General features: G+C 64.6%; 17 protein-coding genes. 9 read left to right on the top strand and 8 right to left on the bottom strand.

The genetic code is table 11. The annotated features are described in order from the left end of the window. The first annotated feature begins 47 nt into the window (after positions 1–47). Entirely contained in the window at positions 48–305 is a 258-nt protein-coding gene (locus AAFG13_RS04685; RefSeq protein ID WP_092114459.1) for a hypothetical protein, read from the top strand. Positions 306–323: 18 nt separating this feature from the next. On the opposite strand, the gene AAFG13_RS04680 is transcribed toward AAFG13_RS04685, so the two are convergent. From AAFG13_RS04680 to AAFG13_RS04670, 3 genes are all read right to left on the bottom strand, one after another. Beyond that, entirely contained in the window at positions 324–1,667 is a 1,344-nt protein-coding gene (locus AAFG13_RS04680) for a sorbosone dehydrogenase family protein (protein WP_342711264.1), read from the bottom strand. Between the two features lie 138 nt (positions 1,668–1,805). Further along, positions 1,806–3,296, bottom strand: a complete 1,491-nt coding sequence (locus tag AAFG13_RS04675) for an HWE histidine kinase domain-containing protein (protein WP_342713547.1) — start codon at positions 3,294–3,296, stop codon at positions 1,806–1,808. 16 nt (positions 3,297–3,312) lie between these two features. Continuing rightward, positions 3,313–9,489 carry a HAMP domain-containing protein gene (locus AAFG13_RS04670; protein WP_342713546.1) on the bottom strand — a complete coding sequence of 2,059 codons (6,177 nt, stop codon included), beginning with the start codon at positions 9,487–9,489 and terminating at the stop codon, positions 3,313–3,315. Between the two features lie 391 nt (positions 9,490–9,880). Between AAFG13_RS04670 and AAFG13_RS04665 the strand changes: the two genes are divergently transcribed. Beyond that, positions 9,881–11,836 carry a PAS domain S-box protein gene (locus AAFG13_RS04665; protein WP_342711263.1) on the top strand — a complete coding sequence of 652 codons (1,956 nt, stop codon included), beginning with the start codon at positions 9,881–9,883 and terminating at the stop codon, positions 11,834–11,836. Positions 11,837–12,200: 364 nt separating this feature from the next. Here the strand turns inward: AAFG13_RS04665 and AAFG13_RS04660 are convergent, their stop codons facing one another. After that, complete coding sequence (locus AAFG13_RS04660; protein ID WP_212314449.1) at positions 12,201–12,521, bottom strand: hypothetical protein; 321 nt, start codon at positions 12,519–12,521, stop codon at positions 12,201–12,203. A gap of 61 nt (positions 12,522–12,582) precedes the next feature. On the opposite strand from AAFG13_RS04660, the gene AAFG13_RS04655 reads away from it, so the two are divergent. Next, positions 12,583–12,783: a DUF3072 domain-containing protein gene (locus AAFG13_RS04655; RefSeq protein ID WP_229166414.1), complete on the top strand. Its 201-nt coding sequence runs from the start codon at positions 12,583–12,585 to the stop codon at positions 12,781–12,783. 93 nt (positions 12,784–12,876) lie between these two features. Then, positions 12,877–13,131 (top strand): hypothetical protein, encoded by a 255-nt coding sequence (locus AAFG13_RS04650; RefSeq protein WP_176531323.1) that lies wholly within the window; start codon positions 12,877–12,879, stop codon positions 13,129–13,131. A gap of 160 nt (positions 13,132–13,291) precedes the next feature. Here AAFG13_RS04650 and AAFG13_RS04645 read toward each other — a convergent pair whose 3' ends face one another. Then, positions 13,292–13,549 carry a hypothetical protein gene (locus AAFG13_RS04645; RefSeq protein WP_342711262.1) on the bottom strand — a complete coding sequence of 86 codons (258 nt, stop codon included), beginning with the start codon at positions 13,547–13,549 and terminating at the stop codon, positions 13,292–13,294. A gap of 112 nt (positions 13,550–13,661) precedes the next feature. On the opposite strand from AAFG13_RS04645, the gene AAFG13_RS04640 reads away from it, so the two are divergent. Beyond that, entirely contained in the window at positions 13,662–15,731 is a 2,070-nt protein-coding gene (locus AAFG13_RS04640; RefSeq protein WP_342711261.1) for an ATP-dependent helicase, read from the top strand. A gap of 141 nt (positions 15,732–15,872) precedes the next feature. On the opposite strand, the gene AAFG13_RS04635 is transcribed toward AAFG13_RS04640, so the two are convergent. Both AAFG13_RS04635 and AAFG13_RS04630 read right to left on the bottom strand, forming a co-directional pair. Then, positions 15,873–16,604: an adenylate/guanylate cyclase domain-containing protein gene (locus AAFG13_RS04635; RefSeq protein ID WP_342711260.1), complete on the bottom strand. Its 732-nt coding sequence runs from the start codon at positions 16,602–16,604 to the stop codon at positions 15,873–15,875. 82 nt (positions 16,605–16,686) lie between these two features. After that, complete coding sequence (locus AAFG13_RS04630; RefSeq protein WP_212314445.1) at positions 16,687–16,938, bottom strand: PilZ domain-containing protein; 252 nt, start codon at positions 16,936–16,938, stop codon at positions 16,687–16,689. A 267-nt stretch (positions 16,939–17,205) separates the two neighbouring features. On the opposite strand from AAFG13_RS04630, the gene AAFG13_RS04625 reads away from it, so the two are divergent. The 4 genes from AAFG13_RS04625 to AAFG13_RS04610 are packed head-to-tail and all read left to right on the top strand — an operon-like array spanning position 17,206 to position 20,236. Next, the gene (locus tag AAFG13_RS04625; protein ID WP_342711259.1) at positions 17,206–18,612 is read left to right on the top strand and encodes an MFS transporter; all 1,407 of its coding nucleotides are present in this window, start codon (positions 17,206–17,208) and stop codon (positions 18,610–18,612) included. An 11-nt stretch (positions 18,613–18,623) separates the two neighbouring features. Next, positions 18,624–19,589, top strand: coding sequence for an acyl-CoA dehydrogenase family protein (locus AAFG13_RS04620; protein ID WP_342711258.1), 966 nt, complete (start codon positions 18,624–18,626; stop codon positions 19,587–19,589). Between the two features lie 8 nt (positions 19,590–19,597). Beyond that, entirely contained in the window at positions 19,598–19,810 is a 213-nt protein-coding gene (locus tag AAFG13_RS04615; RefSeq protein ID WP_179077535.1) for a hypothetical protein, read from the top strand. A 24-nt stretch (positions 19,811–19,834) separates the two neighbouring features. After that, positions 19,835–20,236: a VOC family protein gene (locus AAFG13_RS04610; RefSeq protein ID WP_342711257.1), complete on the top strand. Its 402-nt coding sequence runs from the start codon at positions 19,835–19,837 to the stop codon at positions 20,234–20,236. A gap of 262 nt (positions 20,237–20,498) precedes the next feature. On the opposite strand, the gene AAFG13_RS04605 is transcribed toward AAFG13_RS04610, so the two are convergent. Further along, the gene (locus AAFG13_RS04605; RefSeq protein WP_342713545.1) at positions 20,499–21,146 is read right to left on the bottom strand and encodes a Spy/CpxP family protein refolding chaperone; all 648 of its coding nucleotides are present in this window, start codon (positions 21,144–21,146) and stop codon (positions 20,499–20,501) included. Positions 21,147–21,216: the final 70 nt, after the last annotated feature.

The following is a 21,216-nucleotide window of genomic DNA, read 5'->3' as shown; positions in this document are numbered from 1 at the left end:
CCATCTCGCGCTACAATGTCGCAGCCGGTGCGACGGAGGGTGTGGTGATGCCGCGAAAGGGAATTACCGGACACGACGATTGGGTGGTCACGGAAGCTCTGGCCACCGCGCTGGTCGCGCTCGAGCAGTTGCCGTCGAAGCATCAGCCGCGCGCGCATATGGAGGACGTCCGGAAGCTCCTGACCGCGAGATGTGAGGCCGGAGCCGTCACGCTGCATCTTGCCCAAGCCAAGTGCCGGTTGTTTCCCGATACCGATCCCCTCACCATCTATGAGGAATACGGCCTCAAGGATGGACTGGGGTAGCGGCCGTCGACCGAACGGCTAGTCGTGGCTGACGCGCCAGATCGTGCCGTTGCCGTCTTCGGAGACCAGCAGCGCGCCGTCCCGCGCCACGGTGACACCCACCGGACGGCCCCAGACCTCATTGTCGCCGATGACAAAGCCGGTGACGAAATCCTCGTACTCGCCGGTCGGCACCCCGTCCTTCAACCTGATGCGAATGATCTTGTAGCCGGTCCGCTTCGCGCGATTCCACGAGCCGTGTTCGGCTGCAAACGCATCGCCGCGATATTCGGCCGGGAAACTACTGCCGGTGTAGAAGGTCAGGCCGAGTGAGGCCGAGTGCGCCTGCAACAACACGTCGGGAGTAGTCACCTTGTCCTTGAGGTCGGGCCGCACGCCGGCATGCGCCGGGTCTTCGTTGGCGCCGATATAGTACCAGGGCCAGCCGTAGAACGCGCCCTCGCGGATACGCGTCACATAGTCGGGCACGAGGTTGTCGCCGCGGCCGTCGCGCTCGTTGGTCGAACACCAGGGCGTGCCGCTTCCAGGCTGGATCGCAAGTCCGACGCAGTTGCGGATACCGGTGGCGAACAGTTTCTGGTTCTTGCCGTCGGGATCGAAGGCCAGCACAGCCGCACGGTCGGTTTCCGACCCCCAAGCCGCGCCAAGCGCGTGGTCGCGGCTCCAGCTTTCGATACCTTCCGGCGGCCGGCCAAGGCCCTCGCCAGCGTTGCCGGCGGAGCCGACCGACACCAGCATGCGCTTGTCGTCAGGCGTGAACACGATGTCACGCGTGGAATGGCCGTAGCCGTGAGGAAGGTTTGCGACAATGCTCTCAGGCTTTCCCGACGCCCTGAGATCGCCGTTGCGGTAGGCAAAGCGCACGACGCTGTCGGTGTTGGCGACATAGAGCCATTGCGGATTGTCGCCGTTTGGAAAGAACGCGATGCCGAACGGCCGGTTCAGTCCGGCTGCGTAGACCTCATTGGTCGCCGGCCTAGTGGCGCCGTCGGCGCTGCGCAGGACACGGATGCGGCCGGAGCTGGTTTCCACGACGAAGATATCGCCGTTGGGCGCGGTCCGGATAATGCGCGGACCACTCAGCCCGCTCGCAAACAACTCGACCTTGAAGCCCGCCGGCACCTGCGGCACCGCCGATGCGGGGCGCGACACGACGCGGGACGAATTGCTGCTGGAGGCCGTTGCGCCCGGCTTGGGCAAGTCCTGCGGCGTGATCAGACGCACTGTGCCCGGCCTGTCGCGCTGCCAGTCGCCGAACGCTTCCGCGCCTTTCAGTACAGGTTCAGCGCCCGACCGCGCGATGCTGGTCGCTGCGAGGATGACGACGGAAATGCTCACGCCGGCAAGATTTGTCTTACGCATTTGCTCCTCGCGCGAGGTCCCTGTCAGACGCGCAGCTCATAGCGCAGTTCGCGCGCAGGATGCGTTCACAATGTCGTCTGCATCAATGTCCGTTGGGGAGCGCCGTCGCATCAACAGGCGAGCGCTCCACAGGATGTACTACACGGCCCTGGAACGGACCATGGGCTTGCGCTCGGCCGTCGGTTCGCGGAACGCCGGCGTGTCTCCAACAAGCGGCTTGAGGGGAACCGTGAGCCGGCAGATCAGGCCCTCGGCGCGCCAATCGAAATCGGCCCGTCCGCCGAGCTGGGTCTCGATGCTTGCGATGACACTTCGTGTGCCGAAGCCTTTCTGCTTCGGCTTGGTCACCGGAGGCCCGCCGGATTCCACCCAGGCCAGGATCAGCGTGTCGTCCGCCACTTCCCAGGTGATCGCGAGCCTGCCCGGTAACACCGACAGGCTGCCATATTTGGCGGAGTTGGTGACGAGCTCGTGCAGCGCCAGCGCCAGCGTCTGCGCGGTCGCGGGCTGCAACTGCACCTCTCCGCCGGCGATCCGGATCTGCCCGGCTTCGGAATAAGGCGCGATCTCCTCGGTCACCAGCCGCCGGATCTCGGCGCCCTGCCAGCTCGACAGCGACAGCACGGTGTGAACCCGCGCCAGCGCCGTGATGCGGCCCTCGACCGCCCGCACATAGGCGGTCACGTTCTGCGCGCGCGTCAGGCGCACGATCGACTGCGCCAGCGCGAGCGCGTTCTTGGCGCGATGGTCGACCTCGCGGGTCAAGAGGCTCTGCCGTTCCTCGGCCTTCTTGCGATCGGTGATGTCGACGGTGACGCCGCTGACCCGCACCACCCTGCCGCTCCTGTCGCTGGTCGCCGCAGCCGTGCCGACGCACCAGCGGATCTCGCCGTCCGGCCGCACGACGCGGAATTCGGCCTCATAGGATGTGTGGCCGTTGCCGAAGCCGGTCCAGCCCTGGCGGAGTTGTTCGACATCGTCGGGATGAAACAGCCGTTGGATATTGTCGGAGTTCAGTGCGAAGGACTTCGGATCGACGCCGAAGATCTTGTATTGCCCCTCGTCCCACATCCAGTCGCCGTTGACCCAGTCCCAGTCCCACGAGCCCATCTTGCCCGCGGCAATCGCCATGCTGCGACGCGCCTCGCTTTCGACCAGCCGGGTGGTCGACTGCTCGAGCTCGGCGGTGCGGGCGCGCACCCGGTCCTCGAGCTCGGCGTTGAGGCGTTCGAGTTGCCGCGTCTTGCGGTAGAGCTCGGCGAACACGCGAATCTTTGCGCGCAGCACTTCCGGCACGACCGGCACCGGCACGTAATCGACCGCGCCCATCTCGTAGCCGCGCAGCCGGTCGATGTCGCTGACCTGGATTGCCGAGATGAAGATCATCGCGGTCTTTTGAAAGCGCGGATGCTCGCGGATCATCGCTGCGAGCTCGAAGCCGTCCAGCTCGGGCATGCAGACGTCGACCAGAATGACCGCGACTTCATTCTTGAGCAGGAACTCCAGCGCCTCGCGGCCCGACGAAGCGGCCACGAGCGTCTCTCCGAGCTCCTTCAGGATGACCTCATAAGCCAGCAGCTTGGCCGGCTGGTCATCGACCAGAAGGATGTTCACCTTTTCATGGTCCATCATGTTCGATCGCCGATCAGCGGTGCAGCCACATGCGGATCGCCAGCAGCAGTTGCTCGGTGTTCACGGGTTTCGCCAGATAATCGGATGCGCCTGCTTCCAGGCATTTCTCCCGGTCACCTTTCATCGCCTTCGCGGTCAGCGCGATGATCGGCAGCCGCGCAAAGGCGGGATTTTGCCGGATGGCGCCGATGGTCTGGTAACCGTCCATCTGCGGCATCATGATGTCCATCAGCACGATCGCGATCTTCGGATTGGACTCGACCAGCGAGATCGCCTCGTGACCGGTTGTCGCAGTCAACACCTTCATACCTCGCCGCTCCAGCACGCTCGACAGCGCGAAGATGTTGCGGGCGTCGTCGTCGACCAGGAGCGCGGTCTTGCCAATAAGATCCTCATCGGAACTATTGAGCTTCTCCAGCATCCTCTGTTTTTCGACAGGCAATTCCGTGATCACACGGTGCAGGAACAGTGACGTTTCGTCGAGCAGACGTTCCGGCGACTCCACGCCTTTGACGACGATGCTGCGCGCCATCGTGTGCAGTTCCGCGTCCTCTTCGGCCGAAAGTTCCCGGCCGGTAAACACCACAACGGGTATATTGGAGAGCCTTTCGTCCTTGCGGATCTGATCCAGCACCTCGAAGCCGCTCATGTCGGGCAGGCGCAGATCGAGCACGACACAGTCGCACGGATGCTCGCGCAACGTTGAGAGCGCCCCTGCCCCGGTTCCGCTGGTCACGATCTCGATATCCTCGTGGCCGAGCAACTCGGTGATGCTGAGCTGCTCCGCCGCATTGTCCTCCACAATCAGCAGACGCTTGCGACGCGGTCTGGCGTATTCCTTGATCTGCGACAGCGCCGCGCTGACGCCCTCGGTCGTGGTCGGCTTGTTGACGAAGGAGAAGGCGCCGCGCGCCAGCGCATGTTGCCGGTCCTCGTCGAGCGTAATGATCTGGACTGGAATGTGACGGGTCAGCGGATTGTGCTTGAGCTGGCTCAGCACCGTCCAGCCCAGCATGTCGGGCAGGAAGACGTCGAGCGAAACCGCGCTCGGCTGGAACTGCTTGGCGAGATCCAGCGCCTCGGCGCCGCGGCTTGCGACCAGCACCTTGAAGCCCTTGTCGCGCGCCAGATCGATCAGCACCCGCGCGTAATGCGGGTCGTCCTCGACGATCAAGAGGATCGTGTCGCCGGGCTCGAGATCGAGCCGGTCGTCCGGCAGCTGCTCGATCACACGCTCCTGTGTGCCGGACGACTGCAGCGCCGGCGCGGCCGTGTGCGGCATCGCCAGCGCCTGCGGGCGCAAGGCCACCGACGGTCCGGCATATTTCAGCGGCAGATAGAGCACAAAGGTCGAGCCTTTACCCGGCGCGCTTCGCAGATGAATCTCGCCTCCGAGCAGGCCGGCCAGCTCGCGGCTGATGGCAAGGCCAAGGCCCGTGCCGCCATATTTGCGGCTGGTGCCGGCATCGGCCTGCTGGAACGCCTCGAAGATCAGCTTCTGCTTGTCCTGGGGAATGCCGATGCCGGTATCCGACACTTCGAATGCGACGACGGCCGGTGCCGCGTTCAGGATCGGATGCTCGGCGCTCCAGCCGCCGAGTGCGGCCGACACGGTCAGGCTGACGCCGCCGTCCGCGGTGAACTTGAACGCATTCGACAACAGATTCTTCAGCACCTGCTGCAGCCGCTTGGAGTCGGTCACCATGCTGCGCGCAAGATTGGCGTCGACATCGATGCTGAAGGAGAGATGCCGGTTCTCCGCCTCGTGCCGGAACGGCCGCCCGACGGTCTCGAGCAGGCTCGAGGTGAGGATTTCCTCGGCATCGACTGTCACCGTGCCGGACTCGATCTTGGACAGATCGAGGATGTCGCTGATCAGGTTCAGCAGGTCGGTGCCGGCGCCGTGAATGGTGCGGGCGAACTCGACCTGCTTGCCGGTCAGATTGCCGTCCGGATTCTCGGTGAGCTGCTGGCCCAGGATCAGGATCGAGTTCAGCGGCGTGCGCAACTCGTGCGACATGTTGGCGAGGAATTCGGACTTGTACTTCGAGGTCAGCGACAGCTCGGTCGCCTTCTCCTCCAGCGCGCGGCGGGCCTGCTCGATTTCCTGGTTCTTGCGCTCGACGTCGACGTTGCGTTCGGCCAGCTGCTGGGCCTTCTGCTCGAGCTGGTCGTTGGTTTGCTGCAACTCCTTCTGCTGGGTCTGCAGTTCGCCGGCGAGCTGCTGCGACTGCTTGAGCAGCGCCTCGGTCTGCATCGTCGCCTCGATGCTGTTGAGCACGATGCCGATGCTGTCGGTCAGCTGTTCGAGGAAGGTGATCTGCGATGTCGTGAACGACGAGATCGAGGATAGCTCGATCACCGCCTTGACCTGGTTCTCGAACTGCACCGGGAAGACAACGAGGTTCTTCGGCATGATCCGCATCAGCGCCGAATTGATCGGCACCGCGTCGCCGGGGATATCCGAGACGAGGCGCTGGCGCTTGTCGAGCGCGCACTGGCCGATCAGTCCCTCGCCGAACTGGACGATTTGTGGATGCGGATTGCTGCTGTCGCTAGCATAGGCCGACAGCAAGCGCAGCTGCGCATTCTCGGGATTGTCGACCTGGTAGATCACGCCCATATGCGCGTTGATCAGCGGCGCCAGCTCAGTCAGCAGCAGGCGGCCAACGGTCGCAAGATCGCGCTGGCCCTGCAGCATGTTGGTGAAGCGCGCCAGATTGGTCTTCAGCCAGTCCTGCTCGGTGTTGCGCTCCGTGGTGAGACGGAGGTTGCCGATCATCGTGTTGATGTTGTCCTTGAGCTCCGCGACTTCGCCGCGCACGTCGACCTGGATCGAGCGCGTCAGGTCGCCCTTGGTCACGGCGGTCGCCACTTCCGCGATCGCGCGCACCTGGGAGGTCAGGTTGGCTGCGAGCAGGTTGACGTTGCCGGTCAAGTCCTTCCAGGTGCCTTCGGTGCCGGGCACGTTGGCCTGACCGCCGAGCCGGCCCTCGACGCCGACTTCGCGCGCCACGCTGGTCACCTGTTCGGCGAAGGTCGCAAGCGTCTCGGTCATGTTGTTGATGGTGTCGGCGAGCGCGGCCACCTCGCCCTTCGACTTCACCGTCAGGTTCTGCTTCAGGTCGCCATTGGCGACCGCGGTCACCACCTTGACGATGCCGCGCACCTGCTCGGTCAGGTTCGCCGCCATGACGTTGACGGTGTCGGTCAGGTCCTTCCAGGTACCGGCGACGCCGCGCACCTCAGCCTGACCGCCCAGCTTGCCCTCGGTGCCGACCTCGCGCGCGACGCGCGTCACCTCGCCCGCGAAGGCGTTGAGCTGGTCGACCATCGTGTTGATGGTGTTCTTCAGCTCGAGGATTTCGCCCTTCACGTCGACCGTGATCTTGCGCGACAGGTCGCCGCGCGCCACGGCGGTCGTCACTTCGGCGATGTTGCGGACCTGCGTGGTCAGGTTCGCGGCCAGGAGGTTGACGTTGTCGGTGAGGTCCTTCCAGGTGCCGCCGACGCCGGGCACCACGGCCTGGCCGCCCAGCCGTCCCTCGGTGCCGACCTCGCGCGCCACGCGCGTCACTTCGGCGGCGAACGAGCGCAGCTGCTCGACCATCGTGTTCAGGGTGTCCTTGAGCAGCAGGATCTCGCCGCGCACGTCCACCGTGATCTTCTTCGACAAATCGCCGCCGGCGATCGCGGTCGCGACTTCGGCGATGTTGCGGACCTGCGCAGTCAGGTTCGACGCCATGAAGTTGACGTTGTCGGTGAGGTCCTTCCACGTGCCGGCGACGCCGGGCACTTCGGCCTGGCCGCCGAGCTTGCCTTCGGTACCAACCTCGCGCGCCACGCGCGTGACTTCGCCGGCGAAGCCGTTGAGCTGATCCACCATCGTGTTGATGGTGTTCTTCAGCTCGAGGATTTCGCCCTTCACGTCGACCGTGATCTTGCGCGACAGGTCGCCGCGCGCCACGGCGGTCGTCACTTCGGCGATGTTGCGGACCTGCGCCGTCAGGTTGCCGGCCATCGAGTTGACGCTGTCGGTCAGATCCTTCCAGGTGCCGGCGACGCCGGGCACGTTGGCCTGACCGCCGAGGCTGCCGTCGGTGCCGACCTCGCGCGCCACGCGCGTCACCTCGCCCGCGAAGCGGTTGAGCTGGTCGACCATCGTGTTCAGCGTTTCCTTCAGCTGAAGGATCTCGCCGCGCACGTCGACCGTGATCTTGCGCGACAGGTCGCCGCCGGCGATCGCGGTCGCGACCTCGGCGATGTTGCGGACCTGCGCCGTGAGGTTGCCGGCCATCGAGTTGACGCTGTCAGTCAGGTCTTTCCAGGTGCCGGCGACGCCGGGCACTTCTGCCTGGCCGCCGAGCTTGCCGTCGGTGCCGACCTCGCGCGCAACGCGCGTCACCTCGCCAGCGAAGGCGTTGAGCTGGTCGACCATCGTGTTGAGCGTTTCCTTCAGCTGAAGGATTTCGCCCGACACGTTCACGGTGATCTTCTTCGACAGGTCGCCCTTCGCCACCGCGGTGGCGACCTCGGCGATGTTGCGGACCTGTGCCGTCAGGTTCGAGGCCATCGAGTTGACGCTGTCGGTCAAATCCTTCCAGGTGCCTGCGACGCCGCGCACCTCGGCCTGGCCGCCGAGCTTGCCCTCGGTGCCGACCTCGCGCGCCACGCGCGTCACCTCGCCGGCGAAGGCATTGAGCTGGTCCACCATCGTGTTGATGGTGTCCTTCAGCTCGAGGATTTCACCGCGCACGTCGACCGTGATCTTTTTCGACAGGTCGCCATTGGCGACCGCGGTGGTGACCCCTGCGATATTGCGGACCTGCGCGGTCAGGTTCGACGCCATGAAGTTGACGTTGTCGGTGAGATCCTTCCACGTGCCTGCGACGCCGAGCACGTTGGCCTGGCCGCCGAGCTTGCCTTCGGTGCCGACCTCGCGCGCCACCCGCGTCACTTCCGACGCAAACGCGTTGAGCTGGTCGACCATCGTGTTGAGCGTTTCCTTCAGCTGAAGGATCTCGCCCGATACGTTCACCGTGATCTTCTTCGACAGGTCGCCACCGGCGATCGCGGTCGCGACGTCGGCGATGTTGCGGACTTGGGCGGTCAGGTTCGACGCCATGAAGTTGACGTTGTCGGTCAAATCCTTCCAGGTGCCGGCGACGCCGGGCACCTGGGCCTGGCCGCCGAGCTTGCCTTCGGTACCGACTTCGCGCGCCACGCGCGTCACTTCCGAGGCAAACGAATTGAGCTGGTCCACCATCGTGTTGATGGTGTCCTTCAGCTCGAGAATCTCGCCGCTGACATCGACCGTGATCTTGCGTGACAGGTCACCGCGCGCCACGGCCGTGGTCACGTTGGCGATGTTGCGGACCTGAGCGGTCAGGTTGCCGCACATCGCGTTCACCGAGTCGGTCAGGTCCTTCCAGGTGCCGGCGACGCCGGGCACGATCGCCTGGCCGCCGAGCTTGCCGTCGGTGCCGACCTCGCGCGCCACGCGCGTCACTTCGGAAGCGAATGACCGCAGCTGATCGACCATCGTGTTGATGGCCTCCTTCAGCTGCAGGATCTCGCCACGGACGTCGACCGTGATCTTCTTGGACAAGTCGCCGTTGGCGACCGCGATCGTCACCTCGGCGATGTTGCGGACCTGGCCGGTCAGGTTGTTGGCCATCGAGTTGACGCTCTCGGTCAGGTCCTTCCAGACGCCGGTCACCTCGGGCACCTGGGCCTGGCCGCCGAGCTTGCCCTCGGTGCCGACTTCGCGGGCCACGCGCGTGACCTCCGAGGTGAACACAGAGAGCTGCTTGATCATCGTGTTGACGATGTTCGCCGACTGCAGGAATTCGCCGCGCAGCGGCCTGCCCTCGACGTCGAGTTGCACGGTCTGCAGCAGGTCGCCCTGCGCCACCGCGGCAACCGCGCGGGTGACTTCGCGGGTCGGCCACAGCAAATCGTCGATCAGGGTGTTGACCGAGCTTTCCATGTCGGCCCAAGCGCCGCTGGCAAGGCCGAAATTGACGCGCTGGCGGGTCTGTCCCTCACGGCCGACGACCTGTCCGACGCGCGCCAATTGCTGCGCCATGCGCTCGTTGGCGGCTGCGATTTCGTTGAAGGCGTCGGCGATCTTGCCATCGATACCGAGATAGTCGCCACGCATCCGAACCGAGAAGTCGCCGCCGCGCATCGCCTGCAGCGATTGCAGCAGATCGTGCGAGGAATCGAGGCTTCCGTTCGATGATTGGGCGCGGCGTGTATCAGCACGGGGACGAGGCGGCGAACCGAGATCGGTCATGTAATTTCCCCTACGCGCTGGCCACGAATCCAGGGACTCGGAGAAGCCAGTGTGACCATAAGAATGACTGCTCTTGATCTATTCAAGCGGGAAAACGCCAAAACCGCGATTTGTGACGCAAACCGAGGGGCTTAATCGTCGATGGAACCAAAAGTTCCCATGCGCATTGGAACTTTTTGCGCAGTAGCGTAAGCCGTTCATATTGCTTGGGCCCGATCGGCGCATTTGATCGCATTGGAACATTGGCCTCCCCGGAACGTTCCCGGCGTTGGCAGGATTGGTGATGGTTAAAAAGTCAGACGAGCTCAAGCGGGGCATTCTCGAAAGCGAACGCAGCTTCCGCCTGTTGGCCGGAGGGGCGATTGACTATGCGATTTGCACGCTCGCCCCCGATGGACGGGTGATCAACTGGAATAAGGGCGCCGAGCGCATCACCGGCTATCCGGCCAAGACGATTCTCGGCAAGCACTTCTCGGTCTTCTACCCTGAGGAGGATCGTGCATCGGGCCTTCCCGCGATGGCGTTGCGGATGGCGCGGAAGGAAAAGCACGCCGTGGCCGAGGGCTGGTACATCCGCAAGGATGGCTCGCAATTCTACGCCTCTGTCGTCATCGATCCGATCTACGAGAAGCGCAAGCTGATCGGCTATGCGATGGTCACCCGCGACGTGACCGAGCGCCAACAGGCGCGCGCGGATCTCGACGCCAGCGAAAGCCAGTTCCGCCTACTAGTGAGCAACGTCACCGACTACGCGCTGTACATGTTGACGCCGGCCGGCATCGTCGCCAACTGGAACGCCGGCGGCGAGCGCATCAAGGGCTATTCGCCAAACGAAATCATCGGCCAGAGCTTCGCGCGGTTCTACACGCCGGCCGACCAAGCCGCGGGCAAGCCGGCCCGCGCGCTCAAGATCGCGGAAGAGACCGGGCATTACGAGGAGGATGGCTGGCGAGTCCGCAAGGACGGCTCGTTCTTCTGGGCCAGCGTCGTGATCGATCCGATCCGCGACAGCGACGGCAGTCTGGTCGGCTTTGCCAAGATCACGCGGGACATTTCCGAGCGGCGTGAGGCGCAGCAGAAGCTCGAACTGGTGCAGCGACAGCTCGCGGAATCGCAGAAGATGGATGCGCTGGGCCAATTGACCGGCGGCGTCGCGCACGACTTCAACAACCTGTTGATGATCATTTCGGGAAACCTGCACCGGATCAAGCGCGAGGTGACGAGCGAGCGCGGCCAGCTTGCCCTGAGCGCGATCGAAACCGCATCCGACCGCGCCGCATCCCTGACCAGCCAGCTGCTCACCTTCGCGCGCCGCCAGAGCGTCAACCCGCAGACCATCGATGTCGCCGACAGGATCACCGCGGTGCGCGAGGTGCTGAGCAGCGCGCTCGGCGGCGCGATCAAGCTGAACTTGGAGATCCAGCCGGATCTCTGGCCGATCTTCGTCGACTCGAACGAATTCGAGACCGCGCTGATCAACCTTGTCGTGAATGGGCGGGACGCGATGGCTAGTGGCGGCACGCTGACGGTCTCGGCCCGAAACGTACCCGCAACCACCGAGGTGGCCGTCAGCGTAGCCGATACCGGCGAAGGCATCCCCCAGGATGTGCTGAGCAAGGTCTTCGACCCGTTCTTCACCACCAAGCCGGTCGGCAAAGGGACCGGCCTCGGACTGTCCCAGGTCCACGGCTTCGCCCACCAGGCGGACGGCCGGATCGAGATTGCAAGCATGCTTGGCAAGGGCACCACGGTCAGCATCTACCTCCCGCGCGGGACCGAGGCCGCAACGGGTACGACCGCGGGCGACAGCGTGCGCGGCTCCGCAACGGTCCTGCTGATCGAGGACAATCCGGCGGTCGCCGATGCGAGCACGGGCCTGCTCGAACAGCTCGGCTACACCGTGCGCTGGGCTTCGAACGCAGAGGCTGCCTTATCGGAAATCGAGACCAACGGGGTCGACGTGGTGTTCAGCGACATCGTGATGCCCGGCAAGATGGATGGGCTGAAGCTGGCGCGCACGATCCGCGACAGGAGGCCCGAGCTGCCGATCCTGCTGACGACGGGTTACAGCGAGAGTGCGCGCAACGTGCGGTCCGACTTTCCGGTCCTGCGCAAGCCGTACCGCATTCAAGACCTCAGCCGCGAACTCTCGAAGCTGACGGGGCAACGCTCCGTAAGCGTGTCGGACGATCTCCCGGCAAATGAAGATCTGCCCAGGAAGGCGAGAGCGCGGTCATAATCTTCAAATCGAGGGCTAACGGTCCGCTGGCCAGGTTCGCCGCACCAATTGCACCCGTTCGATGCGGCTGCATTGTTCGCAGCGATATTGAAGGATGTCCCTGCCCTCGCTGCCCGGAGAGCTGCTCTCAAGCCGCATCGTCCTGATGCAGCTGATGCAGGAGATCAGCGTCAGCAACGGGCTGCGATCGTCATTCATCGATGCCCGCGGTGGCGCGGTCGGATCGGCGATCATGGCGCTGGGCGATGCTATGGTGTTGGCTCTCACCACAAGAAAATGCCCACCCGCGGCTAGGGTTCCCGCCTCGAAACCAGATTCGGACTCGCGCCGGTGTGTGACGCGCCCTCCCGCTCGGGAGGACCGGTCAAACCCTGGCGTTGCTCTGGCCCGGCCTGAGCTTGCCTTTGTCCGATTTGTCGGGTGCCGGCTTGCCGGTCGCGACGGCACGATCCGCAAAGCTTCGGCTCAGCCGCTCCCGCACCGTGGGGAGGCGCTCGCCGCCGCCGGCGGCCTTCCACCGGCCGATGAGCTCGGTCACTTCGGCGCGCATTGCCATCAGCCGGTATGACGCTTCGCTGCAATCCAGATCGCGGTTGACCTGATCCCGGATCGACGCCTCGACCAAGGTCATCTCAGCCCGCAAAGTGCTGATCTTGCGACGAATTTCATTGATCTTGTTGTCCATGGCTTGTTAGAACAAAAATAGAACATATTGTCAAGTCACGATCCGGCAAGTGAGGTGAGCGATGAGCATGGCAGCGGTAAGATTTGGCGGGGTTGCGGAGCGGCTGGGCGGGCTGATGTCGCGTGCCCAAGCGCTACGGTTGCGGACCTTGGCCGAGGAGGCCTATCAGCCGAACCAGTACGCACGCGACCTGACATCGGAGGAAGCCGAACGGCGCATCGATGCCCTCCGGGCGGAGATCGCACTGGCGGATTCCTTCTGAACTGCCCAACCCGGACACTCCCTTAAGGCTTTGATATAGCGACGCAGCTAGGTCTGTTCTGCTATTGCTGTTTGCCTTTTGGGGGAGCCTTTCGTGCTAGAGCTGGAGAAGCGGTCGCCGCTTGCGTTCCCGATCACGCTGAAAGACGGGCGAACGCTCGCGACCGTTGGCGACGCGGCGGACTACCTGTCAGCGCTGAACATTGATCAGCGCGAGCGCGGGTACTGGAAGACGGCGATCATGATGTTCAACAACGCGATGCGCGAACCCAGCTATCTGAGGATCGCAACAATGAACCTGCGCTCTGCCCTTGTGTACGACCGCCTCGTCGACGACGTCGGCCACTGATTGTGGTGTTGCAGCTACAGCCGAATCGGCGCGCCTTTCGTAAGGCCCGTTCGTTATGGCCGCAAACAAGGTAACGGCGGTACACGCGACGGCCGGGTGCGCAATGCGCTTCGGCCGCACTCTCGGGCCGCCGCGGAGGGCCAAGGCGGCCCATTTCTTTTCAGAGCAATTTGGCGCGGACGAACAGCATCCGCAGCGCGAAGGTTGCCTGCACCGTCAGCATGGCGTTACCGGCCGCGCGCTCCAGCGCGACCAGCGCGTCGTCATGCAGCGAGCGGAACTCCATCCATTCGACGGCGCTGAGATTGCTGATGAAGCGGTAGGCCTGACCAACGGTCGCGAGCGTCACCGTCTCGCCGTTCAGCCGCACTCTGAATGTCGCCTTCAGCGGCGTGTCGGATTTGGAAACATCAGCCATGGCGCGGTTGTGCTCCGCGGCGCGTTAATGTCAATCTAATTTCTCTGCTCCCATGGAGGTGCGCCGGCTCCACGGAATCGCAATGTCTGTTAGCGTTTCGTGGGGGTGATTCGTGCCTGATCTTGCCAACACAGCCTATCTCGATGCGCTCAATTCCGAGCAGCGCCGCGCCGTCGAGCACGGGGTCGGCAAGGATGGCATCGTCGGCGCCCCGTTGCTGGTGATCGCGGGCGCAGGCTCCGGCAAGACCAATACACTCGCCCATCGCGTCGCACATCTGATCGTCGCGGGCGCCGATCCGCGCCGCATCCTGTTGATGACCTTTTCGCGACGCGCAGCCGCCGAGATGGCCGGCCGCGTCGAGCGCATCGCACGGCGTGTGCTCGGCGATCGCGCCTCGATCATGACCGATGCGCTGAATTGGGCCGGCACGTTCCACGGCATCGGCGCGCGGCTGCTCCGGGAATTCGCCGAACGCATCGCGCTCGACCCGGCCTTCACGATCCATGACCGTGAGGACTCCGCCGACCTGATGAACCTGGTCCGCCACGATCTCGGTTTCTCCCGCACCGAAAGCCGGTTTCCCACCAAAGGCACATGCCTTGCAATCTATTCACGCTGCGTCAACGCGGAGATGCCGATCGAGGCCGTGCTGGGCCAGTTCTTCCCGTGGTGCTCCGGCTGGGCCAGCGAGTTGAAGCAATTGTTCGCGGCCTATGTCGAAGCCAAGCAGCGGCAGAACGTGCTCGATTACGACGACCTGCTGCTCTACTGGGCGCAGATGGTGACCGATGCGGCCCTGGCCGAGGAGATCGGCGGCCGCTTCGACCATGTGATGGTCGACGAATATCAGGACACCAACCGCCTGCAGTCCTCTATCCTGCTCGCGCTCAAACCGGCGGGACGCGGGCTCACCGTCGTCGGCGACGACGCACAGTCGATCTACTCGTTCCGCGCCGCCACCGTGCGCAACATCCTCGACTTCCCGGCGCAGTTCAGCCCGGCCGCCGAGATCGTCACGCTCGACCGCAACTATCGCTCGACGCAGCCGATCCTGGCGGCCGCCAACGGCGTGATCTCGCTCGCCAAGGAACGCTTCACCAAGAACCTGTGGACCGACCGGACCTCGACCCGCAAGCCGCTGCTCGTCACGATCCGCGACGAAGCCGATCAAGCCCGTTACATCGTCGAGCAGGTGCTGGCCAACCGTGAGGAAGGCGCGCTGTTGAAGCATCAGGCGGTGCTGTTCCGCACCTCCTCGCACAGCGGTCCGCTGGAGGTCGAGCTGACCCGCCGCAACATTCCCTTCGTAAAGTTCGGCGGCCTCAAATTCCTCGATGCCGCGCACGTCAAGGACATGCTGGCGCTGCTGCGCTTCACCGCCAATCCGCGCGACCGGGTCGCCGGCTTTCGCATCCTGCATCTGTTGCCCGGCGTCGGGCCGGCCTCGGCGCAGCGCGTGCTCGACCGCATGGCAGAAGCCGCCGATCCGATCGCAGCACTCGTGGCGCTGCCCGCCCCGCCCCGTGCCGGCGCCGACTGGCGGCTGTTCGTCGAGGCGATCGAGAACCTTCGCTACTCGGAATGGCCTGTCGACATCGAACGCGCGCGGCTCTGGTACGAGCCGCATCTCGATCGAATCCACGAGGACAGCGAGGTCCGCCGCGCCGACCTCATTCAGCTCGAGCAGATCGCTGCCGGCTATCCGTCGCGCGAACGCTTCCTCACCGAGCTCACGCTCGATCCGCCCGACGCGACCAGCGACCAGGCCGGCGTGCCGCTGCTCGACGAGGATTATCTGATCCTGTCGACCATCCACTCCGCCAAGGGGCAGGAATGGAGGTCCGTGTATGTGCTCAACGTCGTCGACGGCTGCATGCCGTCCGATCTCGGCGCCGGCACGTCGGCTGAGCTCGAGGAGGAGCGCCGCCTGCTCTATGTCGCCATGACCCGCGCCAAGGACGATCTGCATCTGCTGGTGCCGCAGCGCTTTTTCGTGCACGGCCAGGCCGCAAAGGGTGACCGCCACATGTACGCCTCGCGTACCCGCTTCATCCCGGAACGGCTGCTGCCAATGTTCGAGCGGACTACATGGCCGCGCGCCGCGGCCGCGCAGGCCTCCTCCGCCAGCCGGGCGCCGCCGATCGATATCGGCGCCCGGATGCGCGGCATGTGGCGCTGACCCGGTTCAAAAGGATTTCACGTGGGCGGGAACGAAGCCGCCGGTCCGGCGTTGAGGCGACGTTCGTAATCGGCAAACGACCATCCCGACGGCTTCGGCGCGCTATGGCACGCTGGAGCCGTTTTTTTGCGCCGCGTCAATTCAGGCAGAAAACAGCGTCACCCGCTGGTCGAAGCCCTTCAGCGTATAATCGGAACCGGCCGAGGTGATCATGTCGCGGGTTCGGTCGCGCACGGCCGTCGTGACCAGGATCTCGCCGGATTTTGCCATCGCCTGGGCGCGTGCCGCGCGATTGACGACCGTGCCGACCGCGGTCAGGTCGCGATGGGTCTGGCCGAACTCTCCGAAATTGGTGTCACCGCTGTCCATCCCGATCCCGATGCCGAGCTCGATGTCGCCGGCGCCGATCGCCCGCACCAGGGCATCGTGCCTATCCTGGAAACGGCGCTGGATCTCGCGCGCCGCCAGCAGGGCCTGCACGGCATGATCCTCCCGCCGCACCGGAAAATTGAAGATCGCGAACACGGCATCGCCGATCGTCTTGTTGAGAATGCCGTCATAGCGCCAGATCGCGGCGGCGCAGTCGTCGTAGAACGCATCGAGCAGCGATGTCAGCCCGGCCGGCGCGATGGTCTGCGTCAGCGTGGTGTAGCCGCGCAAATCGGCGAACAGGAGGGTGGCGTCGATGGTCACGGCGCGCGCCTTCATGATCTTCGAGAAGGCCATCTCGCAGATCGTGCAGGTGTTCGGATTCATACGGCTCGGCCGGACACCGAACAGGCGGAATGGCGCCGACAAGGGACCGCGCAACGGGATCGGCATATGCAGGTTTTGCCAGCAGCCGAGGCAGATTGTTGCGGGTTCCGGAGTCATCGGCGCCTCACCTGCTGTTCCAGCAACCAGACCCGCCCCACCTGGCACGGTCGGTCACGGCGTTCCCTGGAGATTGCCGCACTCAGGCGGCCGTCACGAAACTCACTCCAATCCGCGTCTTCTTGCTCCAGATCACCTGGCAGTCATAGACGACCGAGGCGTCCCGGGCCATCACCAAGCGGAATCTGTGCGGGACGAAGGCTGGATTCTCGACCTCGATGGCCGCCCCTTCCGGCGACATGTTCACGATCGTGCAATGCATGACCGAGCCGCCCGACGAGACATAGCCGGGTTCATTGACCTCGGTTCGCGGATGCTTGCGCTTTTCGTCCACCCGGCCTGCCCCCTAAACTTTCTTCACGCAAACGTGGGCGATCGGCATTGCAGGAGTCAACGGGTCCCGCGGCCCGCATCAGGCTTTCGCACCACGATTTGTGCGCAGCAGTAGGCCAAATTGCTTATCGCGCCCGTGCAGATGAGCCCCGCGTCGGTGCGGGCTTGCCGTTCGCGACAGCGCGAGGATAGCCTCACCCTATGGGCGATGCGCTGGCGCGACGCACGCTCCCAACAACAACGAACAGGCGCCATGGGGAGACGCGCCATGTTCGAGATTCTCGATCGCCGGACGACTCTGACCGGCAACCAGATCAAGATCCTTGCGGCGGCCATCATCGGCGATGCGCTGGAATTCTTCGACTACTTCCTGATCGGCTTTGTGCTCGCGTTCCTGATCGGGCCGTGGAAACTCACCTTTGGCCAATCGGCCACCGTGCTGATGAGTTCCGGCATCGGTGCCATCCTCGGCGCCTATCTGTGGGGCTGGCTCGCCGACCGGGTCGGGCGCCGCATCGTCTTCGTCGGCACCGTCCTGAACTTCTCGATCGCGACCGGCCTGCTCTATTTCACGCCCGACAATGGCTGGGTCTATCTGGCGATCCTGCGCTTCTTCGTCGGCACCGGCGTCGGCGGACTTTATTGTGTCGACCTGCCGCTGGTGCAGGAGTTCATGCCCTCGCATAAGCGCGGCTGGGTCGGCGGGCTCGTGACCTGCGTGATCCCGCTCGGCGTCGGCCTCGGCGCGGTTCTGGGCGCGATCATGGGCACCGATCAGTGGCGGCTGCTGTTTGCGATCGGCGTGCTGCCCGCTGTCCTGGTGCTGCTGGTCCGGCTCTGGGTTCCGGAGTCGCCGCGCTGGCTGTGCCGGCAGGGACGCTATGACGAAGCCCGCAAGTCGCTGGCCTGGGCGCTGCAGGTGCCACCATCGGAGCTGCCGTTACCGAGCGCGGCCGACGCCGGCCCAATCGTCAAGACAAGCTGGTTCGATCTGTTCAAATATCCGCGCAGCCTGATCGTCTCCTGGCTCGGCAATGCCGGCGCGCAGACCGGCGTCTACGGCATCACGCTGTGGGCGCCCGCGCTGTTCGTGCTGCTCCTGAAGGTTTCGCCGCAGGAGGCCGCCAAAATGATGATCCTGCTCAGCATCACCGGCTTCCTCGGACGCATCTCGTTCTCCTACTTCTCGGAACTGCTGGGACGGCGCATCGCCGGCGGCCTGCTCGGCTTCGGCGCCGGCGCGCTGACCATCATTGCCGGCTATCACTACGACGCGACGCTGTTCGGCATGTCGGCGTTCTGGCTGCTGCTCGGCGCCGCGTTCTTCTTCGCCGACGGCGGCTTCGCGATCGTCGGCCCCTATGCCGCGGAGGTCTGGCCGTCGCATCTGCGCACCACGGGCATGGGATCGGCCTATGGCTTCGGCGGCATCGGCAAGATCATCGGACCAGTCGGGCTTGCCCTGATCGTCGGCTCGAACAACTATCTCAAGCCGGATGTGCCGCTGACCCAGATCCCGACCGCCTTCGTCTATCTCGGCTGCTGGTTCCTGATGGCCGGCGCCGTCTATTTGTTCTTCGGGCTCGAGACCCGGGGCAAGTCGATCGAACAGATCGACAAGGAGCTCAACGCGACGGCCGACGTCGCGGCCTCCGCAACCATCCGGCGCGCCTGAGGGAGGTGAACATGAACGCACCTTCTGCCGATCTTGCCGGCGATCGCGACGTGATCGCCCGCGCCGAGGCGGTCAGGGACGCGGTTGCAGCCGCCTCCGACGAGATCGAGACGACCCGCCGCCTGCCGCTCGATCTGCTCGACCGGCTGCATGAGGCGCGGCTGTTCCGCCTGCTGTTGCCGCGCTCGACGGAGGGGGTCGAGACCGATCCCGTCACCTTCTTCCATGTCATCGAAACCATCGCCAAGGCCGATGCCTCGACGGCGTGGTGCCTGAGCCAGGCCGGCGGCTGTGCGATGTCGGCGGCCTATCTCGACCTGCCGGTCGCGCAGGAGGTCTTTGCCGATCCGCGCGCTGTGCTGGCCTGGGGACCCGGCCCGAAGGTCAAGGCGGTCGAGTGCGAAGGCGGCTACCGCGTCACCGGGGTCTGGTCGTTTGCATCAGGCGGGCGGCACGCCACCTGGCTTGGCGCCCACTGCCCGGTCTATGCCGCGGACGGCTCGCCGCGCCGCGACGCCAATGGCGAGCAGGTCGAGCGCACCATGCTGGTGCGGACCGAAGACGTCGAATGGTCCGACATCTGGAGCACGGTCGGGCTGCGCGGCACCGCCAGCGACCAGTTCGCGCTCAACGACGTCTTCGTCCGCGCGGACCATTCGATCACCCGCGAGTTCGATCGCGAATGCCGCGAGAATGGTCCGCTGTACCGGATGAGTAACCACACCTGTTATCAGGTCGGCTTCGCCGGGGTTGCCTGCGGCATCGCCCGTACCGCGCTGGACGATTTCATCGACGTCGCCCGCAACAAGGTGCCGCGCGGCATGAAGAAGACGCTGCGCGACAATGCCGTGGTGCAATCCGGCCTCGCGCAGGCCGAGGTCAATCTGCGCGCCGCCCGCGCCTTCCTGCTGCAGTCGATGGCGGATATCTGGCATGCCTGGTTGCCGGGCACAGCATTACGGTCGCGCAGCGCATGACGATCCGGATGGCGGCAACGCATGCCATCCACAAGGCACGGGAAGCCGTCGACTTCGCCTACAACACGGCCGGCGCCACCGCGATCTTCGACGGCCATCCGCTGGAGCGGCGCTTCCGCGACATCCACACCGTGACCCAGCAACTGCAGGGCCGCTTCAGCCATTTCGAGACCGTCGGCGCCTGGATGCTGGGCGTCGATGCCGACCTCAGCTTCGTTTAACCCGATTTCTCAGGGAGAAGAACCATGCCACTGGGTGGACTACAGCATTTCACGATCGAACCGCAGGACCTGGAGAAGACCAAGGCGTTCTATTGCGATGTGCTCGGGCTCGAGAATGGCGATCGTCCGCCGCTCGATTTCCCCGGCTACTGGCTCTATTCCGGCGGCCAGGCCACTGTCCATTTAATGGGCACTCGCAGACCGCGCGACGGCATCGTGGTGCGCGGCACCGAGAAGAAATATGAAGACACCGGGCGGCTCGATCATATTGCCTTCGCCGCCACCGACGTCGATGCCGTGCGCAAGCGCCTGCAGGCGAAGAACGTCAGCTTCCGTGAGCAGATCGTGCCGCGCACCGGCGACACCCAGATCTTCCTCTACGATCCCGACGGCGTCGGCGTGGAGCTGAACTTCCCGAAGAGCTGAACCGGTCTTCGCCGGATTATTCCGTTGCTCAACAATTGGCCGGCGCATGTGCTGGCCAAACTTTCATCTCAGCAAAGTGGTTCCCGACAAGGCCCTGACTCGGCCATCACTCGGGCGTGATCCGGTCCGTTTTTCTTCAACATTGAATGACGAATTAACCGGGCCGCGCCGCTGCGGCAGAATAGCCGGGTGCTGCGCCTTTAACCTACCCCAGGGCTTGGTGGCCCGGCTATTCGTCCCCACTTCGCCGTCGGAAATGGCGCTAATCGAGCCCGCGCTCGTGGCTGAGCCGGACCATTTCGTTGATGAAGATTTGTTTCTGCTTGTCGTCGAGGCTCGCATAGAGCGGCTCGGCGGCGTCGGCGACGCCGCGCTGATCGACGGCGCGGTCATTGAGGAACTGGGCCTCGTTGCGCATCTGCTCGATGATGTCATCAGGCGGATCGCGCTGCGCCCGTGCAATGCGCAGGTTGAGGCGGTCGGCGCCATTGTGACCGAGATAGTGCATCGCACTGTTGAAGCCGGCCCAATTCTTCTCCTGCTCCGGCGTCAGGTTGAGCTCCTTCTTGATCCGTTCGATGTTGGCGTCGCTGTTGGCGACGATCTGTTCGGCCGTGAGCTGCGGCGCCCCGGCCTGGGTCAGCACGGTCGGCGCTTGCTTCGCGCCCTTGTCCTTGGCGGCGGCCTTGGCCGATTTGGCGGCCTTGGCGCCCTGCTTGTCGCTGGACGCCGGAGGCTGGGCGTTCTTTCCGTTTCCGGCATTGGTACCGGTCAAGACCCCGGTCACGCCGGTTACCACCCCGACGACGCCGCCGATTGCTCCGCCGAGAACTCCGCCAACCGGTCCGGCGGCCTTGTTGCCTTCGCGCGCGCCGTTTTCGACGCCCTGCACGATCTGCGCATCGACCATATGAGGCACTGCAAGCAGCGTGACGGCGGCGGCCCCAACCGCGGCGCACAATCTCCACTGCGCTCGCAGC

Origin of the sequence: Bradyrhizobium sp. B124 (assembly GCF_038967635.1) — a bacterium.
GTDB lineage: Bacteria > Pseudomonadota > Alphaproteobacteria > Rhizobiales > Xanthobacteraceae > Bradyrhizobium.
This window is presented reverse-complemented; position numbering and strand designations above follow the sequence as displayed.